At 70.1% G+C, this 25,881-nt stretch carries 28 protein-coding genes and 1 pseudogene; 17 read left to right on the top strand and 12 right to left on the bottom strand.

What is annotated here, in order from left to right; genetic code table 11:
* Positions 1-25 precede the first annotated feature (25 nt).
* A complete protein-coding gene (locus U4E84_RS00145) occupies positions 26-388 on the bottom strand; it encodes a DUF5518 domain-containing protein (protein ID WP_322530063.1) in 363 nt (120 codons plus the stop codon).
* A gap of 154 nt (positions 389-542) precedes the next feature.
* Here U4E84_RS00145 and U4E84_RS00140 point away from each other — a divergent pair, with 154 nt between their 5' ends.
* A complete protein-coding gene (locus tag U4E84_RS00140; protein WP_322530062.1) occupies positions 543-842 on the top strand; it encodes a hypothetical protein in 300 nt (99 codons plus the stop codon).
* Positions 843-964: 122 nt separating this feature from the next.
* A complete protein-coding gene (locus tag U4E84_RS00135; protein WP_322530061.1) occupies positions 965-1,141 on the top strand; it encodes a hypothetical protein in 177 nt (58 codons plus the stop codon).
* 48 nt (positions 1,142-1,189) lie between these two features.
* On the opposite strand, the gene U4E84_RS00130 is transcribed toward U4E84_RS00135, so the two are convergent.
* A complete protein-coding gene (locus U4E84_RS00130; RefSeq protein ID WP_322530060.1) occupies positions 1,190-2,257 on the bottom strand; it encodes a type II glyceraldehyde-3-phosphate dehydrogenase in 1,068 nt (355 codons plus the stop codon).
* 176 nt (positions 2,258-2,433) lie between these two features.
* Here U4E84_RS00130 and U4E84_RS00125 point away from each other — a divergent pair, with 176 nt between their 5' ends.
* Positions 2,434-3,384, top strand: coding sequence for an aminopeptidase (locus tag U4E84_RS00125; protein WP_322530059.1), 951 nt, complete (start codon positions 2,434-2,436; stop codon positions 3,382-3,384).
* Positions 3,385-3,432: 48 nt separating this feature from the next.
* Here the strand turns inward: U4E84_RS00125 and U4E84_RS00120 are convergent, their stop codons facing one another.
* Positions 3,433-4,362 carry a hypothetical protein gene (locus tag U4E84_RS00120; RefSeq protein ID WP_322530058.1) on the bottom strand — a complete coding sequence of 310 codons (930 nt, stop codon included), beginning with the start codon at positions 4,360-4,362 and terminating at the stop codon, positions 3,433-3,435.
* Between the two features lie 126 nt (positions 4,363-4,488).
* Here U4E84_RS00120 and U4E84_RS00115 point away from each other — a divergent pair, with 126 nt between their 5' ends.
* Complete coding sequence (locus tag U4E84_RS00115) at positions 4,489-5,472, top strand: nucleoside recognition protein (protein WP_322530057.1); 984 nt, start codon at positions 4,489-4,491, stop codon at positions 5,470-5,472.
* A 66-nt stretch (positions 5,473-5,538) separates the two neighbouring features.
* On the opposite strand, the gene U4E84_RS00110 is transcribed toward U4E84_RS00115, so the two are convergent.
* The 4 genes from U4E84_RS00110 to U4E84_RS00095 all read right to left on the bottom strand — a co-directional run bounded on the left by U4E84_RS00110 (position 5,539) and on the right by U4E84_RS00095 (position 10,867).
* A complete protein-coding gene (locus U4E84_RS00110; RefSeq protein ID WP_322530056.1) occupies positions 5,539-6,510 on the bottom strand; it encodes a glycerophosphodiester phosphodiesterase family protein in 972 nt (323 codons plus the stop codon).
* A 162-nt stretch (positions 6,511-6,672) separates the two neighbouring features.
* Positions 6,673-8,814, bottom strand: a complete 2,142-nt coding sequence (gene katG, locus U4E84_RS00105) for a catalase/peroxidase HPI (RefSeq protein ID WP_322530055.1) — start codon at positions 8,812-8,814, stop codon at positions 6,673-6,675.
* A 348-nt stretch (positions 8,815-9,162) separates the two neighbouring features.
* Complete coding sequence (locus U4E84_RS00100; RefSeq protein WP_322530054.1) at positions 9,163-10,338, bottom strand: tellurite resistance/C4-dicarboxylate transporter family protein; 1,176 nt, start codon at positions 10,336-10,338, stop codon at positions 9,163-9,165.
* 142 nt (positions 10,339-10,480) lie between these two features.
* Positions 10,481-10,867, bottom strand: coding sequence for a cupin domain-containing protein (locus U4E84_RS00095; RefSeq protein ID WP_322530053.1), 387 nt, complete (start codon positions 10,865-10,867; stop codon positions 10,481-10,483).
* 184 nt (positions 10,868-11,051) lie between these two features.
* On the opposite strand from U4E84_RS00095, the gene U4E84_RS00090 reads away from it, so the two are divergent.
* On the top strand, positions 11,052-11,285 hold the full coding sequence (locus tag U4E84_RS00090; RefSeq protein ID WP_322530052.1) for a DUF2249 domain-containing protein: 234 nt from the start codon (positions 11,052-11,054) through the stop codon (positions 11,283-11,285).
* Between the two features lie 55 nt (positions 11,286-11,340).
* On the opposite strand, the gene U4E84_RS00085 is transcribed toward U4E84_RS00090, so the two are convergent.
* Positions 11,341-11,700, bottom strand: coding sequence for a glutamyl-tRNA reductase (locus U4E84_RS00085; protein ID WP_322530051.1), 360 nt, complete (start codon positions 11,698-11,700; stop codon positions 11,341-11,343).
* A 140-nt stretch (positions 11,701-11,840) separates the two neighbouring features.
* Here U4E84_RS00085 and U4E84_RS00080 point away from each other — a divergent pair, with 140 nt between their 5' ends.
* The 3 genes from U4E84_RS00080 (at position 11,841) to U4E84_RS00070 (ending at position 14,323) form a co-directional block, all read left to right on the top strand.
* Complete coding sequence (locus U4E84_RS00080; protein WP_322530050.1) at positions 11,841-12,206, top strand: group 1 truncated hemoglobin; 366 nt, start codon at positions 11,841-11,843, stop codon at positions 12,204-12,206.
* 81 nt (positions 12,207-12,287) lie between these two features.
* Complete coding sequence (locus tag U4E84_RS00075; protein ID WP_322530049.1) at positions 12,288-13,598, top strand: phosphoribosylamine--glycine ligase; 1,311 nt, start codon at positions 12,288-12,290, stop codon at positions 13,596-13,598.
* A 155-nt stretch (positions 13,599-13,753) separates the two neighbouring features.
* Entirely contained in the window at positions 13,754-14,323 is a 570-nt protein-coding gene (locus U4E84_RS00070; RefSeq protein WP_322530048.1) for a transcriptional regulator, read from the top strand.
* A gap of 76 nt (positions 14,324-14,399) precedes the next feature.
* Here the strand turns inward: U4E84_RS00070 and U4E84_RS00065 are convergent, their stop codons facing one another.
* Positions 14,400-14,804 (bottom strand): universal stress protein, encoded by a 405-nt coding sequence (locus U4E84_RS00065; RefSeq protein WP_322530047.1) that lies wholly within the window; start codon positions 14,802-14,804, stop codon positions 14,400-14,402.
* A 103-nt stretch (positions 14,805-14,907) separates the two neighbouring features.
* Here U4E84_RS00065 and U4E84_RS00060 point away from each other — a divergent pair, with 103 nt between their 5' ends.
* From U4E84_RS00060 to U4E84_RS00050, 3 genes are all read left to right on the top strand, one after another.
* A complete protein-coding gene (locus tag U4E84_RS00060; protein ID WP_322530046.1) occupies positions 14,908-16,161 on the top strand; it encodes an HD domain-containing protein in 1,254 nt (417 codons plus the stop codon).
* A gap of 87 nt (positions 16,162-16,248) precedes the next feature.
* Positions 16,249-17,313: an amidohydrolase family protein gene (locus tag U4E84_RS00055; RefSeq protein ID WP_322530045.1), complete on the top strand. Its 1,065-nt coding sequence runs from the start codon at positions 16,249-16,251 to the stop codon at positions 17,311-17,313.
* A gap of 127 nt (positions 17,314-17,440) precedes the next feature.
* Positions 17,441-18,160: a thymidine kinase gene (locus U4E84_RS00050; RefSeq protein WP_322530044.1), complete on the top strand. Its 720-nt coding sequence runs from the start codon at positions 17,441-17,443 to the stop codon at positions 18,158-18,160.
* A gap of 33 nt (positions 18,161-18,193) precedes the next feature.
* On the opposite strand, the gene U4E84_RS00045 is transcribed toward U4E84_RS00050, so the two are convergent.
* Positions 18,194-18,439 (bottom strand): hypothetical protein, encoded by a 246-nt coding sequence (locus U4E84_RS00045; protein ID WP_322530043.1) that lies wholly within the window; start codon positions 18,437-18,439, stop codon positions 18,194-18,196.
* Between the two features lie 112 nt (positions 18,440-18,551).
* On the opposite strand from U4E84_RS00045, the gene U4E84_RS00040 reads away from it, so the two are divergent.
* Together U4E84_RS00040 and U4E84_RS00035 are read left to right on the top strand one after the other, a co-directional pair.
* On the top strand, positions 18,552-19,121 hold the full coding sequence (locus tag U4E84_RS00040) for a CinA family protein (protein WP_322530042.1): 570 nt from the start codon (positions 18,552-18,554) through the stop codon (positions 19,119-19,121).
* A gap of 45 nt (positions 19,122-19,166) precedes the next feature.
* Positions 19,167-19,586, top strand: a complete 420-nt coding sequence (locus tag U4E84_RS00035) for a universal stress protein (RefSeq protein WP_322530041.1) — start codon at positions 19,167-19,169, stop codon at positions 19,584-19,586.
* A 23-nt stretch (positions 19,587-19,609) separates the two neighbouring features.
* Here the strand turns inward: U4E84_RS00035 and U4E84_RS00030 are convergent, their stop codons facing one another.
* A complete protein-coding gene (locus tag U4E84_RS00030; protein ID WP_322530040.1) occupies positions 19,610-19,816 on the bottom strand; it encodes a hypothetical protein in 207 nt (68 codons plus the stop codon).
* Between the two features lie 179 nt (positions 19,817-19,995).
* On the opposite strand from U4E84_RS00030, the gene U4E84_RS00025 reads away from it, so the two are divergent.
* From U4E84_RS00025 to U4E84_RS00010, 4 genes are all read left to right on the top strand, one after another.
* Entirely contained in the window at positions 19,996-21,276 is a 1,281-nt protein-coding gene (locus U4E84_RS00025) for an amidohydrolase (RefSeq protein ID WP_322530039.1), read from the top strand.
* Between the two features lie 120 nt (positions 21,277-21,396).
* Positions 21,397-22,044 (top strand): hypothetical protein, encoded by a 648-nt coding sequence (locus tag U4E84_RS00020; protein WP_322530038.1) that lies wholly within the window; start codon positions 21,397-21,399, stop codon positions 22,042-22,044.
* Between the two features lie 419 nt (positions 22,045-22,463).
* A complete protein-coding gene (locus U4E84_RS00015; RefSeq protein WP_322530037.1) occupies positions 22,464-24,161 on the top strand; it encodes a BCCT family transporter in 1,698 nt (565 codons plus the stop codon).
* Between the two features lie 70 nt (positions 24,162-24,231).
* Positions 24,232-25,593: an aminotransferase class III-fold pyridoxal phosphate-dependent enzyme gene (locus U4E84_RS00010; protein ID WP_322530036.1), complete on the top strand. Its 1,362-nt coding sequence runs from the start codon at positions 24,232-24,234 to the stop codon at positions 25,591-25,593.
* 15 nt (positions 25,594-25,608) lie between these two features.
* Here U4E84_RS00010 and U4E84_RS00005 read toward each other — a convergent pair.
* A pseudogene (locus U4E84_RS00005) lies at positions 25,609-25,881 on the bottom strand (amidohydrolase); the annotation flags it as partial.

Genomic DNA, 25,881 nt, shown 5'->3' with positions numbered 1-25,881 from the left:
GCGACCGGTCCTCCCGTTTTTCGGGTCAGTCCCCGAGCACGCCGCCGATCGCCCCGGCCAGCGCCGAGTCGATCGCGAAAAGCAGCGTCACGAACAGGCCGACGACAAGGACGCCCGCACCGCCGAGCAGGCTCCCGATGGGGCCCCCGGCGAGCCCCACGAGTCCGCCGAACGCGGCCAGAAGCAGGGTGACGACGACGCCGCTCACGGAGCCGGCCAGCAGGCCGTGCCACGTACCGGAGAGGAGGCCGCCGCCGGCGACGTAGCCGGCGACGAACCCGCCGATCAGTCCGGCACCGACGTGTCCGACGACCGGAGCGAACGTCGCGAGCAGTCCGGCGATCAGCATCACTACGAACCCGTAGCCGACGGCGCGCCAGTCTGTCATGGCTTCGAGTAGCCGGTCAGGAGGTAAATATTCGCCGGCATCTCCGTTCAAAATAGTGACAGCCGCGCTCGCCTCGTCGACGATGCCGTCGCCGACGCCGGCTGTGATACCCCCTACCACGCGACTCATATACTCGGCTCTCCTACCCTCACTCATGGACCGAACGCGTCTGGAAACGGCCCTTGCGGCGGAGTTCGGCGGGACCGAGGCCGAGCGGCGGGCGGTCGCCCGAGCGGCCCGCGACCTCGCCGACTCGGGGCGGCCCTCCCGGGACCGGGGACACGCGCTCACCGTCGCCGGCGTGGTCGACCACCTCGGCGACGCGCCCGACGGCTCGTCGCTCGTCGAGCGCTGGAACTGGTGGCTCGGGGCCCTCGACGCCGCCTACGGCGGCTACGACTACTTCACGGTGCGGTTCGTCGAGGGCGACGAGGAGGCGGGGCTCCGTCGCTGAATCGGCGCGTCTGCGGCGTCGAAACGAGCGACGATCGGCGGACACTCCCTCTGAGCCCTTCACTTTCAGTTTCACTCCGGGGATGGCTCGCTTATACGGACGCTGCGCTCGATCTCGAAGCCATGAGCGCGACCACCCACGACCGACCCCGGTACGCGACGCCGGCGCGCGTGGACGTCACCGACTGCCGGACGGACCGGATCACCGACCGCGTTCGCACGAATCGCGTGCGCGGGAGCGAGGTGTACCTCGAACGACGCGGGGGACGGACGTTCCTCGTGACGGCGCCGAGGGAGTGACCGCGAAACGGGCTCCGAACCCGAACGCGGCCCCACGGACCGACGGCCTCAGTCGTCCGCCGTGACCGGCGTTCTCGACGTCCCGCCGTCCGAGAGGAGGCTGTCGAGCCCGACGCCGAGCGACTCGTTCGTCAGGGCGACCGACTCCTCACGGGGCGTTTCGGTCGCCAGCGCCCGGATCGCGTCGACGTTCTCGGGGACGACGTCGGCCTCCTGGTGGACGTTCTGGAACAGGTACACGTCTCTTCCCTGGACGCTTATCGACTCCTCCCAGACGCAGTTCTCCCAGAGGTCGCCGCGCGGGCGCCCGACGTCGGCGGCGTAGTCTTTCAGGGCGCCGGCGCCGTCGATCCCGGCGCGCTCGGGGATCAGGAACACGCGGCTCTCGCCCGCGAGGAGCTCTCTGACCGCGGCGGTGCTGGGCGCGTCTTCGAGCGTGACGTTGACGCTGTGGGTGTGCATCGCCGTGACGGGCGCCTTCAGCGCGGCCGTGTCGACGTCGACGTCCGGCAGGATCGTGTTCACGTCGGGGCCGTGGTGTGAGGGGACCGTCATCGGGTCCGGGACGACGTCGTTGATCGGGCCGCGGTCGGTCTCGCTCGGATCGCCGCCGCGGCGGACGAGCGTCACGCGCGCCTTCTCGACGCCGTACGCCTCGTCGAGCGGCGCGAGGAGCCTGGAGAGCCCGGTCGTGTTACAGGAGACGACGCGGAGCGAGTCGGCGCCGCGGGCGGCCTCGTAGCTCCCCCGGGCGTTGAACGATGCGTCGGCGACCGAGGCGTCCTCTCCGCCCTGGTAGATCGCGGGCACGCCGTGGGCCTCGTAGGTCGGTCGGTTGCGCGCGCCGACCCCGGAGGGGCAGCAGTCGACGACCACGTCGACGACGTCGAGCAGGTCAGCCAGCGTTCCGGCGGTGTCGAGGCCGGCGACCTCGAACTCTTCGGCGCGGTCGGCGATCGCGGCGTACAGGTCGTAGCCGCGCCGGACCGCGGCCTCGGCCCCGTAGTTCGGGCCGGTCTTCGTCACGCCGACGAGCTCCATGTCGGGCTGGGCCGCGACCGCGTCCGCGACCCGCTTGCCAATCGTGCCGTACCCGTTAACGCCCACGCGTATCATACCGGATCGTCCACGTGTACGGTGATAATGTTTTCGTAGATTATTGATAGAAATTAACTACGGCGTGAGTAACCGGTCCGTTAATTCGCTGGACGGGAGCGTGTAACTGGAGTTCGAAACGGAGTAAACGGCCCCGGAGGGGAAGGACTAACGCCGAGCGTCACCGAGCGGTCGGTATGCCATCCGATCTGTCCAAGGCGGCGACCACCGCCGTGACCCAGTGTCTGAACGTCGCGCCCGACGAGTCCGTCGTCGTCGTCACCGACGACGAGCGCGAGCCCATCGGGGAGGCGCTGTACGCGGCCGCGTGCGGGGCCACGGACGACGCGACCCTCCTCCGGTATCCGCCGGCCGAGCAGAACGGAGTCGAGCCCCCCGCGCCCGTCGCGGCCGCGATGGCCGAGAGCGACGTCTTCCTCGCGCCGACGACCAAGAGCCTCAGTCACACCCGCGCCCGGGGCGCCGCCTGCGACGCCGGCGCGCGCGGCGCGACGCTTCCCGGGATCACGGAGGACGTGTTCACCACCGGCCTCGACGCGGACTACGCCGCCATCGAGGCCGCGTGCGACGACGTGCTCGCGCAGGTCGCCGGCGCCGACGAGGTGCGCGTCACCTCGCCCGCGGGCACCGACATCACGTTCGGGATCGGCGACCGAGAGTGGCTCTCGGACACCGGGATGGTGCGCGAGCCCGGCGACTTCTCGAACCTGCCGGCCGGCGAGGTGTTCGTCGCGCCCGAGACCGCGACCGGCACCTTCGTCGTCGACGGGACGATGATGCCGCACGGACTCCTCGACGAGGGTCAAGAACTCACCTTCGAGGTCGAGGACGGGCAGGTCACGGGCATCGACGACGACGCGATCCGCGCCGACGTTGAGACCGCCGCGGCGTCGGTCGGCGACGCCGCGTACAACCTCGCCGAGCTCGGAATCGGGACCAACGTCGGCGTCGAAGAGCTCGTCGGCTCCGTCCTCCTCGACGAGAAGGCGGGCGGCACCGTGCACATCGCGATCGGCGACAACGCCGGGATCGGCGGGGAGACGGACGCCCCGATCCACATCGACGGCATCCTCCGGAACCCGACCGTCTACGCCGACGGCAAGGAGATCGAGCTGCCGACCGCGTAGGGGCGGCCGGACCGGAGACGGGTTGTTCAGTTATCCCGGAACGGGGACCTATTCGACGACCGCAAGCGCGACGCCCGCCACGTCCCGCACGCCGACCACCTGGTGTCGCCAGCCGTCGCCGGCGTCGACGCAGAGTGTGCCGGCCGCGGTGACGGCCACGGAGACCCCGGGGCCGTAGCCCAGCGCGACCGCGCTCTCGTCCACGGGGAGTTCGGTCGCGCGCCACGTCTCCCCGTCCCACGCGTCGGTCCCGCGCTCGCCCGCGTCGGTCCCGCGCTCGCCCGCGTGAACGAGGAGGTCGCCGTCGACGACCGCCATCGCGTGGCCGTCGCCGTCGGCCGCGACCGCCTCGGCGGCGCCCTCCAGCGCCGTCATCCAGCCGTTTCCGAGCCAGTAGAGCCCCGACGCCGTCGCCGCGAGGGGCATCCCCGCGCCGGCGACGTCGCGGGCGTCGTCGAGCCCGACCGGGGTCAGCGCGTGGGTCGCGCCCGCCCCGTCGCCCCCGGTGACTCGGTGGACGCCGTCGCCGGCGGCGACGAGGGGACCGTCGATCGCGCGCGGCTCAGACACGGTCCCGACCGAGGCCGCTGCCGGATCGGTCCCACCGTCGGCGGCCTCGATGCGGTCGATCCCGCCCCCCTCGCCGGCGACGAGGAAGGCGCCGGCGTGGGCGCCGACCGCGACCGCCGGGTCCGCGTCGGCCGCGACGGCCTCGAACTCCGGCTCGTCGCCGACGGGGGCCACCCGGAGGCCGTCCGCGGCCGCGATCCCGACGAGGTCCGGACCGGCGTCCCGAGGGAGCACGGCGACGTCGCGGGCCGGCTCGCGGGCGACCATGTCGAACGCGCCGACCTTGTCGGCCGACAGCGCCACCCGCACGACGCCGTTTCCGGTGGCGACGTACGCGTCGGTGCGGCCCGCCGACCCGGCGTACACGCGCTTCTCTTCGATCGAGATGTCGTCCTCCGCGGGTGCCATGGGGTGGGCGTTCGAGCGGGGATCGCATAAGCCCCGCGCGCCGGCGACCTCTCGTGCGTCCCCGTCCGCCGGTCGCCGCGCGCCCGTTCCGACGCCCATTAGGCCGACGGCCGCGTACCCGGAGTCGTGCAATCGGTCGCCGCCGAGGTCGTCGCCCTGATCGCCGAGGTCGCCCCGCGGATCGCGCGGATCGCGGCGTTCATCGCGGCCGGCGTCTTCGCCGCCAACGTCGCGGTCGCGTTCGGGCTGATCCGGTACGTCGCCGGGCTGGCGGGGTGGCTCACCCGCCCCGCGAACCTCCCCGACGAGGTCGGTACCGCGATCCTCACGACGGCGGCGTCGACGACGGCGGGCTACGCCACGCTCGCCGAGTACCGCGAGTCGGGACTGCTCGACGACCGGGCGACGCTCGTCGCCGTGACGATCAACACGTTCTTCGGCTTCGTCCAGCACGTGTTCACCTACTACGTCCCCGTGTTGATCCCGATCCTGGGTGTGCGGACGGGGACGGTCTACGTCTCCGCGCGCGCCGGGATCGCCCTCGCGATCACGGTGACGGGAGTGCTCGCCGGCGGCGTCCTCCTCTCCGAGCGCAACGTGGACCGCTCCGCGCTCGCCGCCCTCGACGCGAGCGGTCCCGAGGCGGACGACCGCACGAGCCGCGAGCGCGTCCGGGAGGCCGCCGAGAAGTCCTGGTCGACGCTCCGTCGGATCGTCCCGCGGCTCGCGGTCGTGTACACGCTCGTGATCGCGTTCGTCAGCGCCTACGACGTCGAGGCGCTGACGAGCGTCGCCGAGCCGATCACCGGGGTCTTGGGGCTCCCCGGCGCCGCGGTCCCCGTGATCGCCGTCTACACCCTCGACACCACTGCCGGGGCGGTGACGCTCGTCGGGACCGAGGCCGGCGTGTTCACCACCCGGACCGCGGTCGCGAGCCTGCTCATCGGCGGGATCCTCTCGTTCGCCGTCTCCACCTTCCGGCGCTCGATCCCCTTCCAGTACGGGATCTGGGGCGCCGAGTTCGGCACGAAGGTGATCGCCGTCAACACCGCGTTGAAACTGGTGTTCATCTCGGCGACGGTCGCGCTGCTGCTCGCGCCGGTGTGGTGAGAGGCCGCCGGCCGCGACGCCGGTCGCCGCGACGTGGCGGATCGACGAGAATGCCGCCCCGCCGTCTCACCCGCGTAGCCCGCGACACGCGTCCGAGACGACCGCGTCGACGCCGACGGCGCGGAGCGCCTCGTACTCGCGTTCCGACGCGATCGTCCACGGCAGCACTCGGAGCCCGGCGTCGCGTGCGCGCGCCACGAGGTCGGTCTGCAGACAGAGCTCGTAGCGGGGACAGAGCGCCTGACACCCCAGCTCCGTCGCCCGGTCGACCGTCGCCTCGACGGCCTCCGGCGCGTACGCGCCGGCGGGCAGGCCCGGAACGAGCGGCCGCAGCACGCGGTTCGGGACCGACTCGCGGACGGCGTACGCCGTCGGGAGCTCCGGAGCGGTCGCCCGGGCCTCCTCGAGGACCGACGGGTGGAACGACGACAGGAGCAGGTCGTGGTCGCGGCCGGCGTGCGCCGAGCGGAGGTCGGCGATCAGTCCCGGCTCCTTGAGGTCGAGCAGCAGGCGCACGTCCGACGGCGTCGCGGCGAACGCCTCTTCGATCGTCGGTATCGGCTCGCCGGACCCGTCGACGTCGAGCCCGGACAGCTCCGCGTAGGGGGTTTCGTCCACGCGTCCCGACCCGTCCGTCACCCGCCCCAGCGTCGCGTCGTGGAAGGCGACGAGCTCGCCCGAGCCGCACCGCCGCACGTCGAGTTCGATACGATCGACGACGGCGGCGGCCGCCTCGACGGCCGCGACCGTGTTCTCCGGGTGGTCGGCCGCACACCCCCGGTGTGCGACGAGCGGCGGGGCCGCGTCGCCTCCCGGCGACGAGTCGGTCTCCGTCGCTGGGGGGTCGGAGCGGAGTCGCGGGGCGACCGCGCCCGACCCGACCCCCGCGCCCGACCCGACCACCGCGAGCGAACCGACGGCTCCCGCGCCCCGCCGCAGCACCGCTCGACGCGTCCGGAACCTGCCCGTGACGGGCGATCCCGGCGCGGTCCGGTTCGCGTCGGTCGGATCGGGCCCGAGGGTGTCCGAGTCGGTCACGGTCTCGCGTCTCGACGTGAGCGTCGCTCTCCTGTCGGAAAAATCGCACGGCGGTCGGAACAGTCGCTCGGCCGGGATCACGTGGAGATCGCACGGCTCGAGCGGTGAGGGCCACCCACGAGCGCCGCGGGTCCGGCGGCGCCGCGTCCGGCCGGCGTCACCTCACTCCAGGTCGAAGCGGTCGAGCTTCATGACCTTGCTCCACGCGTCGACGAAGTCCTGCACGAACGTCTCCTCGCCGTCCGCGGCGCCGTAGACCTCGGCGACCGCGCGGAGGCGGGAGTTCGACCCGAAGACGAGGTCACACCGGGTCGCCGTCCAGTCGACCTCGCCGGTCTCCCGATCCCGAAGCTCGAAGACCTCCTCGTCCTCGGAGACGGGCTCCCAATCGCGGTCGAAGTCGAGCAGGTTGACGAAGAAGTCGTTCGTCAGCGTCTCCGGCTCGTCCGTGAACACGCCGCGGTCGGAGCCGTCGTAGTTCGCGTCGAGGACGCGCATGCCGCCGACGAGCACCGTCATCTCGGGGACGGTCAGCCGCAGGAGCTCGGCCGTGTCGACCATCTCCTCTTCGGGGTCGTGGGGCAGGTCCGCACCGACGTAGTTGCGGAAGCCGTCCACCTTCGGCTCGAGCGCCTCGAAGGACTCCTCGTCGGTCTGTTCCTGCGTGGCGTCGACACGGCCGGGTTCGAAGGGAACCTCGACGTCGTGTCCGGCGGCCGCGGCGGCCTGCTCGACGGCGAGGCTGCCGCCGAGGACGATGAGGTCGGCGAGCGACACCCGCGTGTCGTCGTCGCGCGACTCGTTGAACGTCGCCTGTATCTCCTCGTAGGTCCCCAGCACGGACTCCAGCTCGTCGGGCTGGTTGACCTCCCAGCTCCGCTGGGGCTCGAGGCGGATCCGCGCGCCGTTCGCGCCGCCGCGCTTGTCGCTGTGGCGGAACGTCGACGCGGACGCCCAGGCGGTCTTGACCCGTTCGGCGATGGAGAGGTCGGACTCCGCGATCAGGTCCTCGAGCTCGGCGATCTCCGCCTCGCCGACGACGTCGTAGTCGGCGTCGGGGAGCGGGTCCTGCCAGAGCATCGTCTCCTCGGGGACCTCGGGACCGAGGAACCGCTCCGGCGGGCCCATGTCGCGGTGGATGAGCTTGTACCACGCCTTCGCGAAGGCGTCCTGGAATTCGTCGGGGTCGTCGCGGAACTCCTCTAAGACCGCTCGGAAGTCGGGATCGTGTTTCAGCGCGACGTCCGTCGTCAGCATCATCACGTCCTCTTTGTCCGAGGGGTCCTGCACGCCGGGGCCGGCACCGTCGAGTTCGCCGTTCTTCGTGGTCCACTGCCACGCGCCGCCGGGGCCCCGCTCGGGCTCCCACTCGTAGCTGAGCAGGTTGTTGACGTAGCTCAGGTCCCAGGAGGTCGGCGTGGCGTTCCACGGCCCCTCGATCCCGCTGGTGATCGTGTCCGGGCCCTTCCCCTCTCCGTACTCGTTCTCCCAGCCGAGACCCTGAAGTTCGATCGGGGCGGCCTCCGGATCCGGGCCGAGGTTGTCGCCGGAGTCGGCGCCGTGGACCTTCCCGAAGGTGTGGCCGCCGGCGATGAGCGCGACCGTCTCTTTGTCGTTCATCGCCATGTGGCTGAACGTGTCGCGGATGTTCGCCGCGGACCCGTCCAGGTCCGGCTCACCGTTCGGTCCCTCCGGGTTCACGTAGATGAGGCCCATGACGGTGTTCCCGAGCGCGTCGTCGAGTCTTCCCTCCTCGTCGAAGCGCTCCGCCGAGGTCGACTCCCACTCGTCTTCGGGGCCCCAGTCGACGGCGTCGTCGGGCTCGAACGCGTCCTCGCGGCCGCCGGCGAAGCCGAACGTCTCGAAGCCCATCGACTCGAGGGCGACGTTCCCGGCGAGGACGATCAGGTCCGCCCACGAGAGCTTGCGACCGTACTTCTGTTTGACCGGCCAGAGCAGCCGCCGAGCCTTGTCGAGGTTGACGTTGTCCGGCCAGCTGTTGAGGGGCGGGAGCCGCTGATGTCCGCCGGCCGCGCCGCCGCGGCCGTCGTGCGTCCGGTACGTGCCGGCGCTGTGCCACGCCATCCGGATGAAAAGCGGCCCGTAGTGGCCGTAGTCGGCCGGCCACCAGTCCTGTGAGTCCGTCATGAGCGCTTCGAGGTCCGCCTTCACCTCGTCGAGGTCGAGCGTCTGGAACTCCTCGGCGTAGTCGAAGTCCTCGTCGTACGGACCGACGTCGCGGGCGTTCTGGTCTAAGACACTCAGGTCGAGCTGGTTCGGCCACCACTCCTGGGTACGTGTCATTGTCGGGAGATCCTCGGGGTCGTGTCGTTCGTGAGCGCACCGTCTGCGGCCGTTCGCGTGGTCGGGTCGGTAGGCATTCGGTTCTGTGAACCCTTTCGACCACGTCGAATAAATATCTGGCTACTAGCCTCCGTCCCATACGATTGTAGAAATGCGATTTTGCAAATTGGAAATACTTATTCCTTTTTCTCGAACTTCCAGGAACGCTCCACCGACTCTGAGGCGACGTATCGGGCGCGGAACTCGCTCTTTTCGACGTTTGCAACGCGGGGCGAGTCCGTCTGTCGCGGACCGAGAAACCGAATATGTTCGCCCTACCTTGGGTGGTCGCTTCGGATCGCGTCCCCGCTACGCGGAGTCAGACGCCTCCGCCCACGGATCGCCCACGAGCACGTCCGCGGCGGCTCGCACCGTTCCCACGAGGGTGAGCGCCCAGACCCCCAGCGCGAACCAGCCCCAGTAGGCCGGGACGACGGAGAGGAGTCCGAACGTCCCGATACCGGCGAGGTTCAGCGTACAGGCGGCGTACATCCCCATCGGGAAGACGCGACCCCACGCGGTCGGTCCGTACGCGTGGAGCCGTCTGCCCAGGCCGAGCCGCGACCACGGGAAGGCGACGACCCACGCGGGCGGGTCGCCGTCGGTCCCGTCGGTGAGGAACTTCCAGCCGTCGAGCGCGAGGAGCAGCGGGATCCACCAGGAGGCGATCGTCCACGCGAGGAACGTGACGCCGACGATCACCGGGGCGTACGCCCCCCAGCCGGGAACGGTCTCCAGCCGCGGGCCGAGCGTCGTCCCCGCGAGCGTCGTGATCGCCGCCGCGCCCATCGTGATCCAGTACGGGCCGGTCCAGTCGTCGGGACGGATCGGCCCGTTGAGGAGCCGGTAGGTGACGACGGTTACGACGACGAAGTAGAGGACGTACCCCGAGCCGAAGTAGCTCATGCTCAACAGGACGAGCGCGTTCGCGTAGCCAGCCAGCGGTTCGGCGAGCAGCCCGCCGAGGACGGCGAGCGACTGCATGCAGACGATGACGAGCAGGAAGGCGCCGTCGACGCGCTCGCTCACGTCCGTCTTCCCCGAGCCGATGAACTCGGTCGCGAACAGGTAGTACAGCAGCGCCGGCGTGACGACCGCGGTCACGCCCCACAGCGCGGCCGCGACCGCGACGCCGTCGGAGAAGAGCAGAACCTGCACCCCGACGGTGTTCGTGGCGACGACGAACGTCAGCGCGCCCCAGTGCCGGTTCCGGTCCCGCAGGTCGGCGAGCATACGCTCGGGGAACGCGACGGCCTTGGCGGCGAACAGCGCGAGCAACAGCGCGTAACAGCCGACGTTGAAGACGGCGAGCGGTCGAGCGACGGTCGGAACCCCGAGCTCCAGGAAGGCGATCGAGACGATGCCGGTCGACATGACGAGCCCGAAGTACGCCGGGTCGAGCGCTCGGAGAGCGCCGTTGAGGCGTCCGCCGACCGACGGTCGCTCGTCGGTGGTCGCGCCGTTCGTTTCGGAGTGATCCCCCATCGATGGTGCTCTCGCCGGCGGTCGCCGGGTGGGTCGGTGCTGCTCACCCCGAGCGTAAGTGAGTACCGCTCTCCCCCGGTGTCGGCGAATCCGTCCGGTCAGCGACCCGGTCGCCGGCTTGCGAGCCGGCGGGACGCCGCCGTCACTCGGATTCCGTTCCCGGGTCGAACTCTCCGCGCCGGATCCCCTCGCGGACCGGTTCGTGCTCCTCGTCGGTCGGCGGGGGCGACGTGACGAGCACTGCCTCCAGGCGCGCGTCGTCGTCCGCCTTGACGCCGCGCTCGGTGCCCGCCTCCACGACGACGACGTCGCCCGGACCGACCGGACGGTCCGCGTCGCCCTCTCGGACGACCCCCGACCCGGTCTGGATCGTGATCGCCACGTCGCTCGCGGGGGCGTGCACGGGGATGAACTGACCCGGCTCGAAGTAGCCGCAGACGACCTTCATCCGCTCGCTCCGGAAGACCGCGCTCGTCGAGAAGCGGTCGTCGTCGCGCGTCCGCTCGGCGTCGAGACTGGTGGCCGGCACGTCACTCACCTCCGGAGAGCGGGCCCCACCGACCGGCGGAGCGGCGAGAGCTGTTCGCGTTCGTTTCGATCGACAGCGCTGTTGGAGTGATCACGTCCGACTCTGCGAGCCCCGACGAGGAGTGACTGTGCCCGAACGTGTTCGTCTCAACAGGGATGCGGCGGCGCGCCCAACGCCCGATCGCATGACGACACTCGACGTCCGCGAGATCCCACCGGTGAACCGACACGACCGGATCCACGAGGAGTTCGACGGGCTGGAGCCCGGCGAGACGCTCACGATCGTCAACGACCACGAGCCGAAGCCGCTGTACTACGAGATGGCCGCCGAGGTGCCCGCGTTCGACGAGGAGGGCTACGAGGTCCGGCGGGAGGCGCCCGACAAGTTCGTGGCGGAGTTCCCGAAGCTGACCGGGTGAGCGCCGTCGCGTGTCGGCGGCGCATTCCGCTGCCGCGTTCCCGACCTCGGGACGGTCACGCCTCGTCGTCGGCGAGGTCGAAGAGCCGCGCGACGGCGCGTCCGGTCGCCGGATCGCTCCGTTCCAGCGCCGACTCGGGCGGCGTCGTCACGCGTCGGGCCAGCGTCGACCCGAGGCGGCAGACCGTTTCGCGCTGCTCGTCGGTGAGCCCGTCGCGCGCCTCGAGCGCGGAGACGGCCTCCGCGACCTCACGGCGCCGGATCCGCTCGGTTCGGCGGCGGAGTCGCCGACGGACGCTCTCCGGGTCGGTCGATTGGTCGTCGCTCTCGTCGGGTCCGCGCTGGCCGTCGCGGGATGCGCTCTCGTCGCCGCCGCGGGCGATCGACTCCCGTGCGCCGAGCCGTTCGGATCTCACGTCGGAACGCCGACCCCCACGCCGGTGAGCGTTCGCCCGAACAGGTTCGCCTCGCGAGGCGGCGGACCCGAGGCCGAACGACACGGCCGAACATGTTCTTTCGGATCGGTCTTAAGGCGCAAGAATCTACGGTCGGGCGGATGACCGAGAGCCAGTCGATCTACGCCGACATCGGCGGTCGCGAGGCCGTCGAGGCGGTCGTGTCGGACTTCTACGACCGCGTCTTCGCGGATCCGTTGCTCGAGCCGTACTTCGAGGGAATCGACCGGGAGGCGCTGTACACCCACCAGGTGCAGTTCGTCAGCGCCGTCGCCGGCGGCCCCGTCTCGTACGAGGGGGCCGACATGCGGACGGCCCACGAGGGGATGGGCATCACCGAGGAGGCGTTCGATCGCGTCGCGACCTACCTCGCGGAGGCGCTCCGAGAGAACGGCGTCGCCGGGGAGCACGTCGAGGCGATCCTCGAAGAGGTCGGCGCGCTCGAACCGGCCGTCGTCGGCCAGTAGGCCCGACCCCGCGAGCCGAGCCGCGCCCGCCGGACGGCGGGCGTCACGCACACTCAAGTTCCCGGCGGGTAAGGTGCCGGCATGGACGCCGCACGCTTCCTGTTCGTCTCCGCCGATGCCGCACTGATCACCGACCTCGCGTGGCAGGTCCACCGCGAGGGCCACGACGTGAAGTACTACATCGAAGCCGAAAGCGATCGGGAGATCGGCGACGGCTTCGTCCCGAAGGCGGACGACTGGCGCGCGGAGGTCGACTGGGCCGACGTCATCATTTTCGACGACATCTGGGTCGGCTCCGACATCGGCACCGGCGCGCTCGCCGCGGAACTCCGCGAGGAGGGGAAGGCCGTCGTCGGCGGGACGCCGAACACCGATCACCTCGAAGAGGATCGGGGATACGCGATGGAGGTCCTCGAAGCGCACGGCGTGAACACCGTCGAACACCACATCTTCCACGACTTCGACGAGGGGATTCGGCACGTGCAGGAGAACCCCGTTCCCTACGTGATCAAACCGCTCGGCGAGGTCCAGAACGTCAAGCGCTTGCTGTACGTCGGGAGCGAGGACGACGGGAGCGACGTCGTGGACGTCCTGGAGGCGTACAAGAAGGCGTGGGGCCACCGCATGAAGGGCTTCCAGCTTCAGCGCAAGGTCGAGGGCGTCGAAGTCGCCATCTGCGGCTTTTTCAACGGGAACGAGTTCATCGATCAGGTGAACTTCAACTTCGAGCACAAGAAGCTGTTCCCGGGGAACATCGGTCCCTCGACCGGAGAGATGGGGACGTCGATGTTCTGGGCCGGCCAGAACAAGCTGTTCACGGAGACCTTCGGCAAGATCGAAGGCTGGCTCGCCGACGAGGGGTACGTCGGGAGCATCGACATCAACTGCATCGTCAACGAGAACGGCATCTACCCGCTGGAGTTCACGCCGCGGTTCGGCTACCCGACGATCGCGTTGCAGGAGGAGTCGATCGAGTCCTCCACCGGGGAGTTCTTCTACGACCTCGCGCACGGTAACGACCCAGAACTCGAGGTCCACAACGGGTACCAGATCGCCGTGCGAGTCGTTCTCCCCCCGTTCCCGTTCGACGACGAGAAGACGTACGACGAGAACTCCCGGAACGCGGCCGTGGTGTTCGAGACGGAGGGCCGCGACGGAATCCACATCGAGGACGCGAAGAAAGTGGACGGGCAGTGGCGCGTCGCCGGGGACAACGGCATGCCCATCGTCGTGACCGGCAAGGGAGAGACGATGCAGGCGGCACGGCAACAGGCGTACGACCGGATCGACGACGTCGTGATGCCGAACATGTACTACCGCGACGACATCGGCGAGCGCTGGGTCGACGGCGACGGCGACCGCCTGCTCGCGTGGGGGTATCTCGGGCCGTAGCGACCCCACGCAAACGGTCCATCGGCGACCGACACGCCCCGGCCCGCCCGCGGTGGCCGTGTCGCCGTCGTCCGCGCTGCCGTCGGTGGGGACGTCGCTCGTAGACCGGTCGCCGCTCCACGACTTTTTAACCGTCCGGGTCCACCACTCGCGGTATGGCGAAGTACTCAACGGGCGGAGGCGGGGGCGGAGACGACGGCGACGCCTGTGAGCTCTGCGGACGGGAGACCACGAAGCTCCAGCGGGCCACGGTCGCCGGCGCGAAGCTGCTCGTGTGTGCCGACTGCCGCCCGCACGACGACGCGGGCAACGCGCCCAGCGGTCACGGCGGCTCGGGATCGGGCGACAGTCGCGGCGGAAGTTCCGGCGGGAGTCCCGGCGGGGCCAGCGCCGACTCGACCGGCCCCGAGAGTCGCAAGAAGGAACTCGCCCGAAAGCAGGCGAAGATGTACGACTCCGTGACCGGCGACTCCAAACACTGGGAGGAGGGCGGCACGAACTACGAGTCCGACCGGCTCCCGTACCTCGTCTCCGGGTACGGCGACGTCGTCGCCGAGGCCCGTCGAGACGCCGGTCTGACCGTCGAGGAGCTGGCCGACGAGCTCGACGTCGACGAGGACGACCTCTTCGCGGTGGAGGACGGCCGGGCCGCGACGGCCGGCGTCGGCGGGTCCGTCGTCCGCGCCGTGGAGGAGCGGCTCGGCGTCGCGATCGTCGACGAGTAGCGCCGCGGTTGCTGAGCGGTGGGACTCTCGCCCGCCCCGCCGTCGACGGATGCGATCTCGACGCCGACGCGCTCCGTTACTCCTTGATCGGCGCCGGCACCGCGAGCACCGGTCGGTCGCTCCCGAGGACGACGTCCTGCGTCACGCTGCCGAAGACCGCCTTCCCGGTCGGGCGACGCTTGCGACCGGAGACGCAGATCGCGTTCGCGTCGACGTCGTCGGCCGCCGCGAGCAGCTCGTCGGCCGGGTCGCCGCTCGCCTCGTAGTGGACGCAGGTGACCCCCGCCTCCTCCAGCGTCTCCCGCGCGCGCCGCACCGCCGAGAGCTGGTGGACCGAGGCGCCCTCGGGGTTGTCCCGAAACACGTGGCACAGGTGGGCCGTCGTCTCGTCGGCCGCGTTCGGGAGGTCGGCCACGGCCGCCGCCTGCGCGACCGCGCGTCGGTCCGCCTCGTTGTCGATGCCGATGAGCACGTCGTACATGTGCGGACGTTCGAGCATGACCCCCATAAACGGTGGCGTGAGTTCTCGGTCGTCGCCACCGACCCTCCCACTCCTTTTATCCGATGCCGACGAACCGGTCCGCATGATCACGGTCAAGGACACCGTCCACGACCACATCGAGATCGACGGTGTCGCCGCGGCGCTGATCGACACCCCCGCCGTCCAGCGCCTCCGCCACGTGAAACAGCTCGGCACGGTCCAACTCGTCTACCCCTCCGCGAACCACACCCGCTTCGAGCACAGCCTCGGCGTCTACCACCTCGCCAGCCGCGCGCTCGGTCACCTCGGGATCGGCGGGAAGAGGGCCGAGCGGATCGAGGCCGCGGCGATGCTCCACGACGTCGGTCACGGCCCGTTCAGCCACAACCTGGAGTCGCTCACACACCGTCGCACCGGGAAGTACCACGACGACGTCGCGGAGCTGCTCGCGACCGGCGCGGTCGGCGACGTGCTCCGCGACCACGACCTCGATCCGGACCGGATCGCCGGAATCGTCGCCGGCGAGGGGGTCTACGCCGGTCTCGTCTCCGGCGAGCTGGACGTCGACCGGATGGACTACCTCGTGCGCGACGCCTACCACACCGGGGTGCCGTACGGCACCATCGACACCGAGCGGTTCGTCCGCGAGCTGACGTTCGTCGAACGCGACGAGGCCGACGGCTCCGGCCGCGACGGCCCGGAACTGGTCCTCGACGAGGGCAACGTCCAGACCGCCGAGAGCCTCCTGCTCGCCCGCGCGCTGATGAACCCGGTCGTCTACACCCACCACGTCGCGCGCATCTCGAAGGCGATGCTGCGGCGGGCCGCGAGCGAACTGCTCGACGCGACCGCGACGACGGCGGCCGAGCTCCGCCGGATGGACGACCACGACTTCCTCGCCGCGATCCGCGACTGTCGGACGACCGAGGAGCTCTCCCGTCGGTACGACGAGCGCGATCTCTACAAGCTGGCGGTGTGGGCCGAGTACGACGACGTCCCCGACCGCGTCCACGAGGCGGACCACGAGACCGAGGTCGCCTTAGAGCGCGAGATCGCCGCGGAGGCCGGCGTCGACCGCGAGCACGTGATCCTCGACGTGCCCGCGGAGCCGACGATGCGCGAGTCGACCGCCCGCGTCACCGTCAACGGCGAGATTCGGCGGCTGGAGCGACAGTCCCCGCTCGTCTCCGCGCTTCGGACGGCCCAGCGGAACCAGTGGCGGCTCGGCGTGTACGCCCCCGCGCCGGCGACCGACCGCGTCGGCCGCGCCGCCGCCGACGTGCTCGGGCTCGACCCCGACGGGCTCGTCTCGGAGGTGCGCGGAGCGGTGCCGACGACGCTCGACGAGTTCGAGTGATCCGCCGCCGTCCGACCCGCGGACGGGCCGTGCTCCCGCCCGATCCGTTCCCGTGACGTTTTAATCCCGGGCTGGCGACCGTGGGGTATGCACCTGGAGGGGACGATCCTCGTCGGCGACGCGTTCGAGTCCGTCGAGGGGCGGGTCGTCGTCGCCGACGGCGAGATCGTCCGGATCGAGGAGACGGCGGTCGAGAGCGACGAGGTGGTCCTCCCCGCGTTCGTCAACGCGCACACACACATCGGCGACTCGATCGCCAAGGAGGCCGGCGAGGGGCTCTCGCTCGACGAGCTCGTCGCCCCGCCGGACGGGCTCAAACACCGGCTGCTCCGGTCGGCGAGTCACGAGGAGAAGGTGACGGCCATGGCGCGGTCGCTCCGGTACATGGAGTCGACCGGCACCGGCACCTTCATCGAGTTCCGCGAGGGCGGTCGCGACGGCGTGGCCGCGCTGCGGGACGCGCTCGCGGGCGAGGACGTCGCCTTCGGAGAGCGCGAGATCGACCCGGTCGTGCTCGGCCGCGACGACCCCGACGTGCTCTCGGTCGCCGACGGCTACGGCGCCTCCGGCGCCCGCGACGCCGACTTCGACGCGGTGCGCCGAGAGACTCGCGAGGCGGGGAAGCTGTTCGGGATCCATGCCGGCGAGCGCGACGCCGACGACGTCAACCCCGCGATGGACCTGGAGCCGGACTTCCTCGTTCACATGGTCCACGCCGAGCCGATCCACCTCGACCGGCTCGAAGACCGCGGCACGCCGGTGGTCGTCTGTCCCCGCTCGAACCTCGTGACGAAGGTGGGGGTCCCGCCGATCCGCGAGCTCGCGAAGCGGACGACGGTCGCGCTCGGCACCGACAACGTAATGCTCGACTCGCCGTCGATGTTCCGCGAGATGGAGTTCGCCGCGAAGCTGGCGGACCTCCCCGCCCGCGAGGTGCTCCGGATGGCGACGGTCAACGGCGCGAAGGTCGCCGGGCTGAACCGCGGCGTGATCGAGCCCGGCGCGGACGCCGACCTGCTCGTCCTCGACGGCGACTCCGACAACCTCGCCGGGGCGCACGATCTCGTCCGGGCGATCGTCCGCCGGGCGGGCGCCGCCGACGTCTCGCGGGTCGTGATCGGCGGGTCCGAGGTCGACTCGGCGGGGAACTGAAGCGGGTCGCGGCGTGCCGACCGCCGACGACGGCGCCCTCGTTGCTCGCCGGCCTCGCGCACGGGGCGGTCGGCGGCGCGGCGTTCGGAAAGAAACGGTTTAGTCGCTGGCTCGTACCCGTTCCTTCATGCACGCGATCACTCGATCCGGCTGGATCGAGGTCATCTCTGGCTCGATGTTTTCGGGGAAGACCGAGGAGCTGCTGCGTCGGCTACGCCGGTCCGAGATCGCCGGGCAGTCCGTCGCGGTGTACAAGCCCGCGATCGACGATCGCTACGGCGAGGCGACGATCGGCACGCACACGGGTCGCCAGTGGGAGGCGACCGTCGTCGACAACGAGGGCGACGGTCCACTGGAGATCCTCGACGACGAGCCGTTCCCGGAAGTCGTCGCGGTCGACGAGGCGAACTTCTTCTCGAACGCGCTCGTCGAGGTCTGCAACGCGCTCGCGGACGCCGGGAGCCGCGTGATCGTCTCCGGGACCGACCAGACGTTCCGGGGCGATCCGTTCGAGCCGCTGCCGCAGCTGATGGCGACCGCCGAGTACATCGACAAGCTCCAGGCGATCTGCTCGCGGTGCGGGGAGCCGGCCTCCCGCAACCAGCGGCTCATCGAGGGGGAGCCCGCCCACGCCGAGGACCCGACGATCCTCGTCGGCGCCGAGGAGTCCTACGAGGCCCGGTGTCGCGACTGCCACGTTCTCCGGACGGGCGAGCGCCCGGACGGCGGCCGGTCGTACCTGACCAGTGAAGCCGACGCCGACGGCTCGACCGACGCTGACGGCTCGACCGGTCCCGACGGATCCATCGACGGCGTTGAGGATCCGATGGACGCGGGCGACGACTGAGCGGACCGATCGCGGGCGGCCGGGACCGCGGGGCTACTCCGTCGGGTCGTCCGTCGCGGGAACGGGATCGGGCGCCGTCGCGAGTCGGAACAGCCCGACGAGCGAGACGAGCGCGAGGGCGGCCCCCTCGACCCGCGCGGCGACGTACGCCCACTCGCGGGGCTCCGCGCCGGCGGCGTCGCGGTACACGAGGCGGGTCCACGCCCGGATGACCGGCCCCGGGGCGAGCGTCTGAATCAGTCCGACGAGGCCGACGGCCAACAGCAGCGCTGCTCTCATACCCGTCGCTTCGTCGGGCTCGCTCAAAAGCCATGCGCGTGCGGGCGCCGGGGAGTGAGGAGAACGCCGTCGGAGCGTAACCCACAGGAACGTGGCGCTCGGAGCGACCCACATGGACGAGAGCCGAGTCGAGGACGCCGCGTCGACCCCGGAGACGATCGGAGCGCTGCTCGCGGACCGCGGCGAGACCCTCGCGGTCGCGGAGTCGCTGACCGGCGGACTGGTCGGGTCGCGCGTGACCGACGTCCCCGGCGCGAGCGCCTACTTCGACCGGGGGTTCGTCACCTACGCGTACGACGCGAAGCGCGAGCTGCTCGGCGTGTCGCGCGAGGCGCTCGACGCCGAGGGGGCGGTGAGCGCGACGGTCGCGGAGGAGATGGCGGCGGGGGCGCGAGACCGCGCGGACACGACGTGGGCGGTCGCCACGACCGGGATCGCCGGACCGAGCGGCGGCACCGCGGAGAAGCCCGTGGGCCTCGTGTACGTCGCCGTCGCGTACGCCGCGCCGTGGGGGACGGAGGCGTCGTTCGCCCGGAGCGAGCGGGTCGTCCTCGACGGCGACCGCGGCGCCGTGAAGCGCGGCGCGGTCGACGCCGCGCTCGACGCCCTGGGACGGGCGATTCGCGAGGTCGCTGCCGGAGACTCGCCGGACGAGTCGGGCGGGCGATCGCCGCCCGAGTAGCCCGAGCGCGCGAGCGTTTATGCCCGTGGCGTGTGTACGAGTACCATGGTCGAACGCGTGCTGGTAGCCATGGACGGCTCAGAGCTCTCCGAGCGGGCGCTGCGTTACGCGCTCGACGTGCACCGGGACGCCGACGTGACGGTGTTACACGTCGTCGGCGGCCCCTCCGGAATGATGGGCGCGGCGACGGGCATCGCGCTCGCGGACGACAGCGAGGAGCGGGTCCGAGAGCTCTCCGAGGACGTGTTCGAACGGGCGGGAGCGATCGCCTCGGAGCACGGCCTCGCGGTCACCGTCGAGACCGAGGTCGGGTCGCCGGCGAGCCGAATCGTCGAGCGCGCCGGCGAGTTCGACGTGGTCGTGATCGGGACGCACAGCGGGTCGCTGGCCGACCGGCTCCTCGTCGGCAACGTGGCGAAGTCGGTGTTCCAGCACTCGCCGGTCCCCGTGACGGTCGTGCGCTGACCGAGCGCGCCCGACCGCGTCCGTCAGCCGTCGATGTAGGCGTGTCCGAGGACCGCCGCGAACAGCGCGGCGACGACGATCCACGCGAACGGCTCGACCGCGAGCAGACGGATCGGACGACCCACCGACTCGTCGAGACCGAACAGCGCTCCGGTGGCGAAGGCGACCGCGAGGACGAGCGCGACGACCACCCCGGCGACGCCGAGAAGCGCGGTGTCGGTCCGGTCCATACCGCGGATCCGCGCCCGGACGACATAAACGGATCTCCGTAGACGGCTCTCCGTAGAGGATCTCCGGGGTCGGGCCGTCTCTCGGCGGCCGCGGGGGAGCGGCGTCGCCCCGGCGCGTCGCCCCGGCGAGTCGACCATCGGCTACGGTTAAGTGTGCTGACCGCTTTGAGACCGAACAGATGCCTCACGACGCGCGTACCAGGCTGGCCGATCTCCGGCGGGCGTTCCACCGCCACCCGGAGCCGGGGTGGCGCGAGTTCCGAACGACCGCGCGCGTCGTCGAGGAACTCGAACGGATCGGCGTCGACGACGTCGCGATCGGTCGCGACGCGCTGGCGAGCGACGAGCGGATGGCCGTCCCCGAGGACGACGAGATCCGCCCGTGGCTCGATCGGGCCCGGCGCGCCGGCGTGCGCGAGTCCCTCCTCGAACGCACCGCCGGCGGTCAGACCGGCGTCGTCGCCACGCTCTCGCGGGGCGAGGGGCCGTGCGTCGGGCTGCGCGTCGACCTCGACGCGATATCCATCCGGGAGTCAGACGCGAGCGACCATCGGCCCGCCGCCGAGGGGTTCCGATCTGAACACGAGGGGTACATGCACGCGTGCGGCCACGACGCGCACCTGGCCATCGCGCTCGGAACGCTGGAGGCGGTCGAGGCGAGCGCGTTCACGGGAACGTTCAAGGTGTTCTTCCAGCCGGCCGAGGAGATCTCCGGCGGCGGGAAGGCGATGGCCGAGTCGGGCCACCTCGACGACGTCGACTACCTGTTCGCGCTCCACGTCGGCCTCGATCATCCCACCGGCGAGATCGTCGCGGGCGTCGAGAGCCCCCTGGCGATGGCCCACCTGACGGCGACCTTCGAGGGGGCGAGCGCGCACGCGGGGAAGGCGCCGAACGAGGGGGCGAACGCGATGCAGGCGGCGGCGACCGCGATCCAGAACGCGTACGCCATCCCCCGGCACGCCGACGGGGCCACCCGCGTCAACGTCGGTCGCATCGAAGGGGGATCCGCGAGCAACGTCATCGCCGAGGAGGTGACGATCGACGCCGAGGTGCGCGGGGAGACGACGGCGCTCATGGCGTACGCGCGCGACGAACTCGAACGGACGCTCTACGCCGCCGCCGAGCTGCACGACTGCGACGTCACGCCGCGGATGATAAGCGAGTCGCCGTGCGTCGCCAGCCACCCGGCGCTCAGCGAGCTCGTGGGGGACCTGGCGTGGGACGTCGACGGCGTCGAGCGCGTGATCCCGACCGAGGAGTTCGGCGTGAGCGAGGACGGCACGTACCTGATGGAGCGCGTGCAGGAGGGCGGCGGCCTGGCGACGTACGTGATCGTCGGCACCGACCACCCGACGAGCCACCACACCCCCACGTTCGACGTCGACGAGGCGAGCCTCAAGATCGGCACGACGCTGTTATCCGACGTGATCGTCGAGCTCTCGCGGCGTCGCCCGTAAGCTCTCGCGGCGTCGCCCGTACGCTCTCGCGGCGTCGCCCGTCGCCCCTCAGCGCGCGAGCGCGAGCGAGAGTCTCTGCGACCAGTACTGTTAATCCGTTCGCCTCCGCTACGGTGTCGTATGGGCCAGAACGACGTGCCGGAGTCGCTCGAAGCGGCGGCCGAGGCGGACCGGCCTCGCGGCATCCTCACGCCCTCCGACCGTGACTTTCTGCTCGGGCGCAAGACCGACTACACGGACCACTCTCGCAAGCAGAAGCGGAACCGGATACGACGCCGCGTCAGGAACGCCATCCTCGATTTCAGCATCCTCTTCGAGTGTCTGGAGGAGCGCGACCGGAAGACGGTGTTCGACCCGGACGACGAGGACCGCGAGGCGTACACGCAGGGCATCACCGACATGCTCGCGTTCCTCCACCTCGGCACGATGGGGTACCACACGCCGTTCAAGGACATGCTCTCCGAGGGAGTCGGGAAGGCGGAACAGCGGCTCGCCGGATCGAAGTACCGCATGGTCAACGTGGAGTTCAACGTCGACCCCGTCGGACAGATCGACGTCGACGAGGTGGTCGCGAAGCTCGAAGACGACGAGTTCGCCGAGCTCACGGACGAGGAGCTCCGCGCGTTCGTCCGCCTGTTGACCATGTCGGAGTCGTTCTCGCCGCAGGACGCCGGCGAGGAGATCAAACACCGCGTCGACGAGCTCTCCGAGCGACTGACGGAGAGCGCCACCTCTCACGAGCGCACGCTCGACGAACTGACGAACTGACGCCTTCCCCACTGCCGAGCGACCGGGACCGCGTGTCGACCGGCGCGCGGTCGGTAACGATTATCGGTCACGACGCATCGGTCGATCGTCCGGTCTCTCCAACAGCTCCCGCCGGCGTCCCGTTCGCAGTCGTTCGGGAGTTCCCCCTCGAGTGAGTGTGGTCCGGCGTTGTGTCTGTGAGTTTCCGGAAAATGTCAAATATTCTGGCCAGACGCGGTCGATTTCGGTCGAAGTCGCGGTAGTTACGGTATACGTTGATCGTATCTACAAATTACATAATACGTATCTATTCTCACGGAGTGAGAAACACTTATTGTGTACAACTTTGTTTCGTCTTGCATGCCATCTCGTCGCATGGTAATCGGTGGACCGGTGAAGCGCGGATCAGCCAGCCGTCACCGCCGCGGAGGTGTTCCGGGATGAGCGGGTCCGAATCGGGCGTCATCGACGAGTTCAGAGAGGAGATCGACCCCGTGGTCTTCGCGTTCGGGGCGCTGTTGACCCTCGGGGTGATCGTCGCGTTCTTCCTCAGCCCGTCGACGGTCGAGCGGAGTATCTCGTCGCTCAACACCCAACTGCTCGGCGCGTTCAACTGGGCGATGATGTTGATCGTCTTCCTCGTCGTGTTGTTCCTCCTCTTCCTTATCGTGGGACCGTGGGGGAGCATCAAGCTCGGCGACGAGTCGCCGGAGTACAGCTTCCTGTCGTTCTTCGCGATGCTGTACTCCGCGGGGTTCGCGGCCGGCGTCGTGTTCTGGGGTCCGACCGAGGCGCTGTTCTACTACGACAGCCCCTCGCCGCTCTTCAGTAACGTCGAGGGCGGATCGGCGGAGGCGATGACGGTCGCCGTCCAGCAGACGCTGTTCCACTGGGCGCTGCCACAGCTCGCGGTGTTCACGATCATGGGCATCGCGATCGGGTACTTCGCGTACAACTACGAGAACGTTCCGCTGCGCGTCTCCTCGGCGCTCACGCCGATCCTCGGCGCGGACAACCTCGACGGCCCGCTCGCGAAGATCGTCGACATCCTCGCGGTGTTCGCGACGATCGGCGGCGTCGCCACCTCGCTCGGGTTCATCGGGAGCCAGTTCGTCACCGGGCTGGATTACCAGTGGGGCATCGACATGGGTGACATCGGCATCCTGCTCGTCGTCACCATGATGACCCTGCTTTTCACCACCTCGATGGTGCTGGGCGTCGACAAGGGGATCCGTCGGCTCTCGAACTTCAACATGATCCTGTTCGTCGCGCTCATGCTCGTGACGTTCGTCGTGGGTCCGACGCTGTTCCTCGTGCTGCTCGGCACGCAGGCGTTCGGCGGGATGATCACCGACTTCGTCTCGATGAGCCTCTTCACCGGCGCCGGGCCGATGGGAGCGGGCGACTCGGGCGCGACGGAGTGGGTGAACGCGTGGACGGTGTTCTACTGGGCGTGGGCGCTGTCGTGGTCGCCGTTCGCGGGCCTGTTCATCGCCCGGATCTCCAAGGGCCGGACCGTCCGCGAGGTCGCCTTCACGGGGATCGTCGCGACCTCCGCCGCCACCATCCCGTGGTTCACCTTCGTCGGCGGCACCGCGGTGTGGGCACAGCACAACGGTATCGCCGACTTCGGGACGGTGATCTCCGGCGAGGCCGGCGCGGAGGTGTCCGGCTTCATCCTCTTCGAGGCGATGAACTTCACGTTGAACTTCGGCGGAACGTCGATGACGATCCCGATCGGCTCCGTGCTGATCTACGCGTTCATGGTCCTCGTGACGACGTTCTTCGTCACGTCGGCGGACTCCTCGACGCTGGCCGTCTCGATGATGACCACGGGCGGGAAGGCCAAGCCGTCGAACATCAACCGGATCTTCTGGGGCGTCGTCCTCGGGATGACCGCGGCGATCCTGATGATCCTCGGCGGCACCGGCAGCGCGAACACGCTCCAGCAGGCGGCGATCATCACCGGCACGCCGTTCGCGTTCGTCTGTCTCCTCGCGATGCTGGCGCTGATCAAGGACTTCGGCGAGAACTACGACCAGGTGCTCTTCCAGCGAGAGACCGTGCTGTGGGGGTCGGGAGACAACGCCGACGCCCGTTCGGCTCCGGTCGAGTCGGCCGGATCGGACGACGACTGACGGCCGTCGCGTCCGTCCCGGATCCTCGTTTATACCAAGTTTTAATGTATGCTGTATACATATTCTGTGTATGGATAGGGACACGGCGGAACCGGACGCGGGCGCGCTCCCCGGTCCGAACGCCGAGCGCTGGATCGAGTTCCACCGGGAGCACGCCGCGCCCAGCGAGTACTCCCACGAGTTCGTCTGGGACGTGACGCGCGAGGCCGACGGGCCGTTCGTCACTGACGTCGACGGCAACGTCCTTCTCGATTTCACCTGTCACATCGGGGCGGCGCCGCTCGGCTACAACAACGAGAAGCTGCTCTCGCGGCTCCGGGAGTTCGACCTCGTCGAGCCCATGAAGATCGCCGGCCAGGACATGTACTTCGGGGCCGGGCCTGACCCCGCGGACGCCGAGTTCCCGGGGTCGAGTCACCTCATGGACCTGCTGACCGACGTCTCCGGTCACTACGGGATGGACACCGTGTTCCTCTCGAACTCCGGCGCCGAGGCGATGGAGAACGCGATGAAGATCACCCACGACCACCGCGCGCCCGCGAAGTACGGCGTCGCCTTCGCCGGCAGCTTCCACGGCCGCACGCTCGGCACCCTCTCGCTGACGAAGTCGAAGGAGGTGTACACCCGCCACTACCCCGAGATAAGCGGGATCGAGACGGTGCCGTTCTGTGCCGACCGCGGCTGTGACGCCGCGAGCTGCGACTGCGGCTTCTTCGCCGGCGGCGGCTCGCAGCTCCGGAACATGCTCGCTCCCGAGGGCGGCCACGTCGATCCCGCGGAGATCGCCTTCCTGACGCTCGAACCGATCCAGGGCGTCGGCGGCTACCGCTTCCCCAGCGAGGCGTTCATGGACGAGGTCGCGGCCGTCACCGAGGAGTACGACATCCCGCTCGTCGTCGACGAGATCCAGTCGGGCGTCGGGCGGACCGGCGAGGTGTGGGCGGCGGACCACTACGCCATCGAGCCGGACGTGATCGCGAGCGCGAAGGCCCTCCGCGTCGGCGCGACGATCTCCCGGTCGGACGTCTTCCCGTCGAAGAAGAACCGGCTCGGGTCGACGTTCGGCGGGGGCGACCTCCTCGGCTCGATGATGGGCGCGTTCACGCTGGAGGCGATTCGGGAACACGACCTGCTGGCCAACGCCACCCGGCGCGGTCGCCAGGCGACTGAGCTCCTCCGCGACGGCGCGCCGGATTCCGTCGTCGACGTCCGCGGAAAGGGGCTGATGCTCGCGGTGGAGTTCGACACGCCCGAGCGGCGGACCGCCGTCGTCGAGGCCGCCCTCGACCGTGGGCTCCTGACGCTCGGCTGCGGGGCGAAGACGATCCGACTCCTTCCCCCGCTCGACGCGACGGAGCGCGAGATCGCGCTTGGCGTCGACCTCTTCCTCGACGCGGTCGACGCCGTCAGCGCGAGCGCCGCGGCGAACTGACGGCTCCGTCGACGCTCAGTCCCGACCGGACCGAACGGCCGCCGCGTCACGAACGTGCGGAACCGGGTGTCGCCGTTCGAGAGACCGGATCGTCCCCACGAGCACGTCCACCCCGTGCCGGATGCTCCGCTCGTCGACGTCGAAGGTGGGGGTGTGGTGGCTCGTCGGGTGGTCCGTCCCCACGATCAGGTACGTCGCCAGCCCGCCGTCCTCCTGTACGCGCTCCATCAGGAACGTCGCGTCCTCGCTCGCGCCGAAGTCCGCGGCCGGGAGCACGGTGTCGATCCC

Origin of the sequence: Halorubrum sp. AD140 (assembly GCF_034497445.1) — an archaeon.
Lineage (GTDB): Archaea > Halobacteriota > Halobacteria > Halobacteriales > Haloferacaceae > Halorubrum.
Note: the sequence above shows the minus strand (reverse complement) of the source record. Positions and strands in the feature narration are given on the sequence as shown.

What these genes read in the sequence shown, in the direction of transcription:
- U4E84_RS00145 (WP_322530063.1), bottom strand. Translation starts at nt 388, where the DNA reads ATGACAGACTGGCGCGCCGTCGGCTACGGGTTCGTAGTGATGCTGATC.
- U4E84_RS00140 (WP_322530062.1), top strand. Translation starts at nt 543, where the DNA reads ATGGACCGAACGCGTCTGGAAACGGCCCTTGCGGCGGAGTTCGGCGGG.
- U4E84_RS00135 (WP_322530061.1), top strand. Translation starts at nt 965, where the DNA reads ATGAGCGCGACCACCCACGACCGACCCCGGTACGCGACGCCGGCGCGC.
- U4E84_RS00130 (WP_322530060.1), bottom strand. Translation starts at nt 2,257, where the DNA reads ATGATACGCGTGGGCGTTAACGGGTACGGCACGATTGGCAAGCGGGTC.
- U4E84_RS00125 (WP_322530059.1), top strand. Translation starts at nt 2,434, where the DNA reads ATGCCATCCGATCTGTCCAAGGCGGCGACCACCGCCGTGACCCAGTGT.
- U4E84_RS00120 (WP_322530058.1), bottom strand. Translation starts at nt 4,362, where the DNA reads ATGGCACCCGCGGAGGACGACATCTCGATCGAAGAGAAGCGCGTGTAC.
- katG (WP_322530055.1), bottom strand. Translation starts at nt 8,814, where the DNA reads ATGACACGTACCCAGGAGTGGTGGCCGAACCAGCTCGACCTGAGTGTC.
- U4E84_RS00100 (WP_322530054.1), bottom strand. Translation starts at nt 10,338, where the DNA reads ATGGGGGATCACTCCGAAACGAACGGCGCGACCACCGACGAGCGACCG.
- U4E84_RS00090 (WP_322530052.1), top strand. Translation starts at nt 11,052, where the DNA reads ATGACGACACTCGACGTCCGCGAGATCCCACCGGTGAACCGACACGAC.
- U4E84_RS00080 (WP_322530050.1), top strand. Translation starts at nt 11,841, where the DNA reads ATGACCGAGAGCCAGTCGATCTACGCCGACATCGGCGGTCGCGAGGCC.
- U4E84_RS00075 (WP_322530049.1), top strand. Translation starts at nt 12,288, where the DNA reads ATGGACGCCGCACGCTTCCTGTTCGTCTCCGCCGATGCCGCACTGATC.
- U4E84_RS00070 (WP_322530048.1), top strand. Translation starts at nt 13,754, where the DNA reads ATGGCGAAGTACTCAACGGGCGGAGGCGGGGGCGGAGACGACGGCGAC.
- U4E84_RS00065 (WP_322530047.1), bottom strand. Translation starts at nt 14,804, where the DNA reads ATGTACGACGTGCTCATCGGCATCGACAACGAGGCGGACCGACGCGCG.
- U4E84_RS00060 (WP_322530046.1), top strand. Translation starts at nt 14,908, where the DNA reads ATGATCACGGTCAAGGACACCGTCCACGACCACATCGAGATCGACGGT.
- U4E84_RS00055 (WP_322530045.1), top strand. Translation starts at nt 16,249, where the DNA reads ATGCACCTGGAGGGGACGATCCTCGTCGGCGACGCGTTCGAGTCCGTC.
- U4E84_RS00050 (WP_322530044.1), top strand. Translation starts at nt 17,441, where the DNA reads ATGCACGCGATCACTCGATCCGGCTGGATCGAGGTCATCTCTGGCTCG.
- U4E84_RS00045 (WP_322530043.1), bottom strand. Translation starts at nt 18,439, where the DNA reads ATGAGAGCAGCGCTGCTGTTGGCCGTCGGCCTCGTCGGACTGATTCAG.
- U4E84_RS00040 (WP_322530042.1), top strand. Translation starts at nt 18,552, where the DNA reads ATGGACGAGAGCCGAGTCGAGGACGCCGCGTCGACCCCGGAGACGATC.
- U4E84_RS00035 (WP_322530041.1), top strand. Translation starts at nt 19,167, where the DNA reads ATGGTCGAACGCGTGCTGGTAGCCATGGACGGCTCAGAGCTCTCCGAG.
- U4E84_RS00030 (WP_322530040.1), bottom strand. Translation starts at nt 19,816, where the DNA reads ATGGACCGGACCGACACCGCGCTTCTCGGCGTCGCCGGGGTGGTCGTC.
- U4E84_RS00025 (WP_322530039.1), top strand. Translation starts at nt 19,996, where the DNA reads ATGCCTCACGACGCGCGTACCAGGCTGGCCGATCTCCGGCGGGCGTTC.
- U4E84_RS00020 (WP_322530038.1), top strand. Translation starts at nt 21,397, where the DNA reads ATGGGCCAGAACGACGTGCCGGAGTCGCTCGAAGCGGCGGCCGAGGCG.
- U4E84_RS00015 (WP_322530037.1), top strand. Translation starts at nt 22,464, where the DNA reads ATGAGCGGGTCCGAATCGGGCGTCATCGACGAGTTCAGAGAGGAGATC.
- U4E84_RS00010 (WP_322530036.1), top strand. Translation starts at nt 24,232, where the DNA reads ATGGATAGGGACACGGCGGAACCGGACGCGGGCGCGCTCCCCGGTCCG.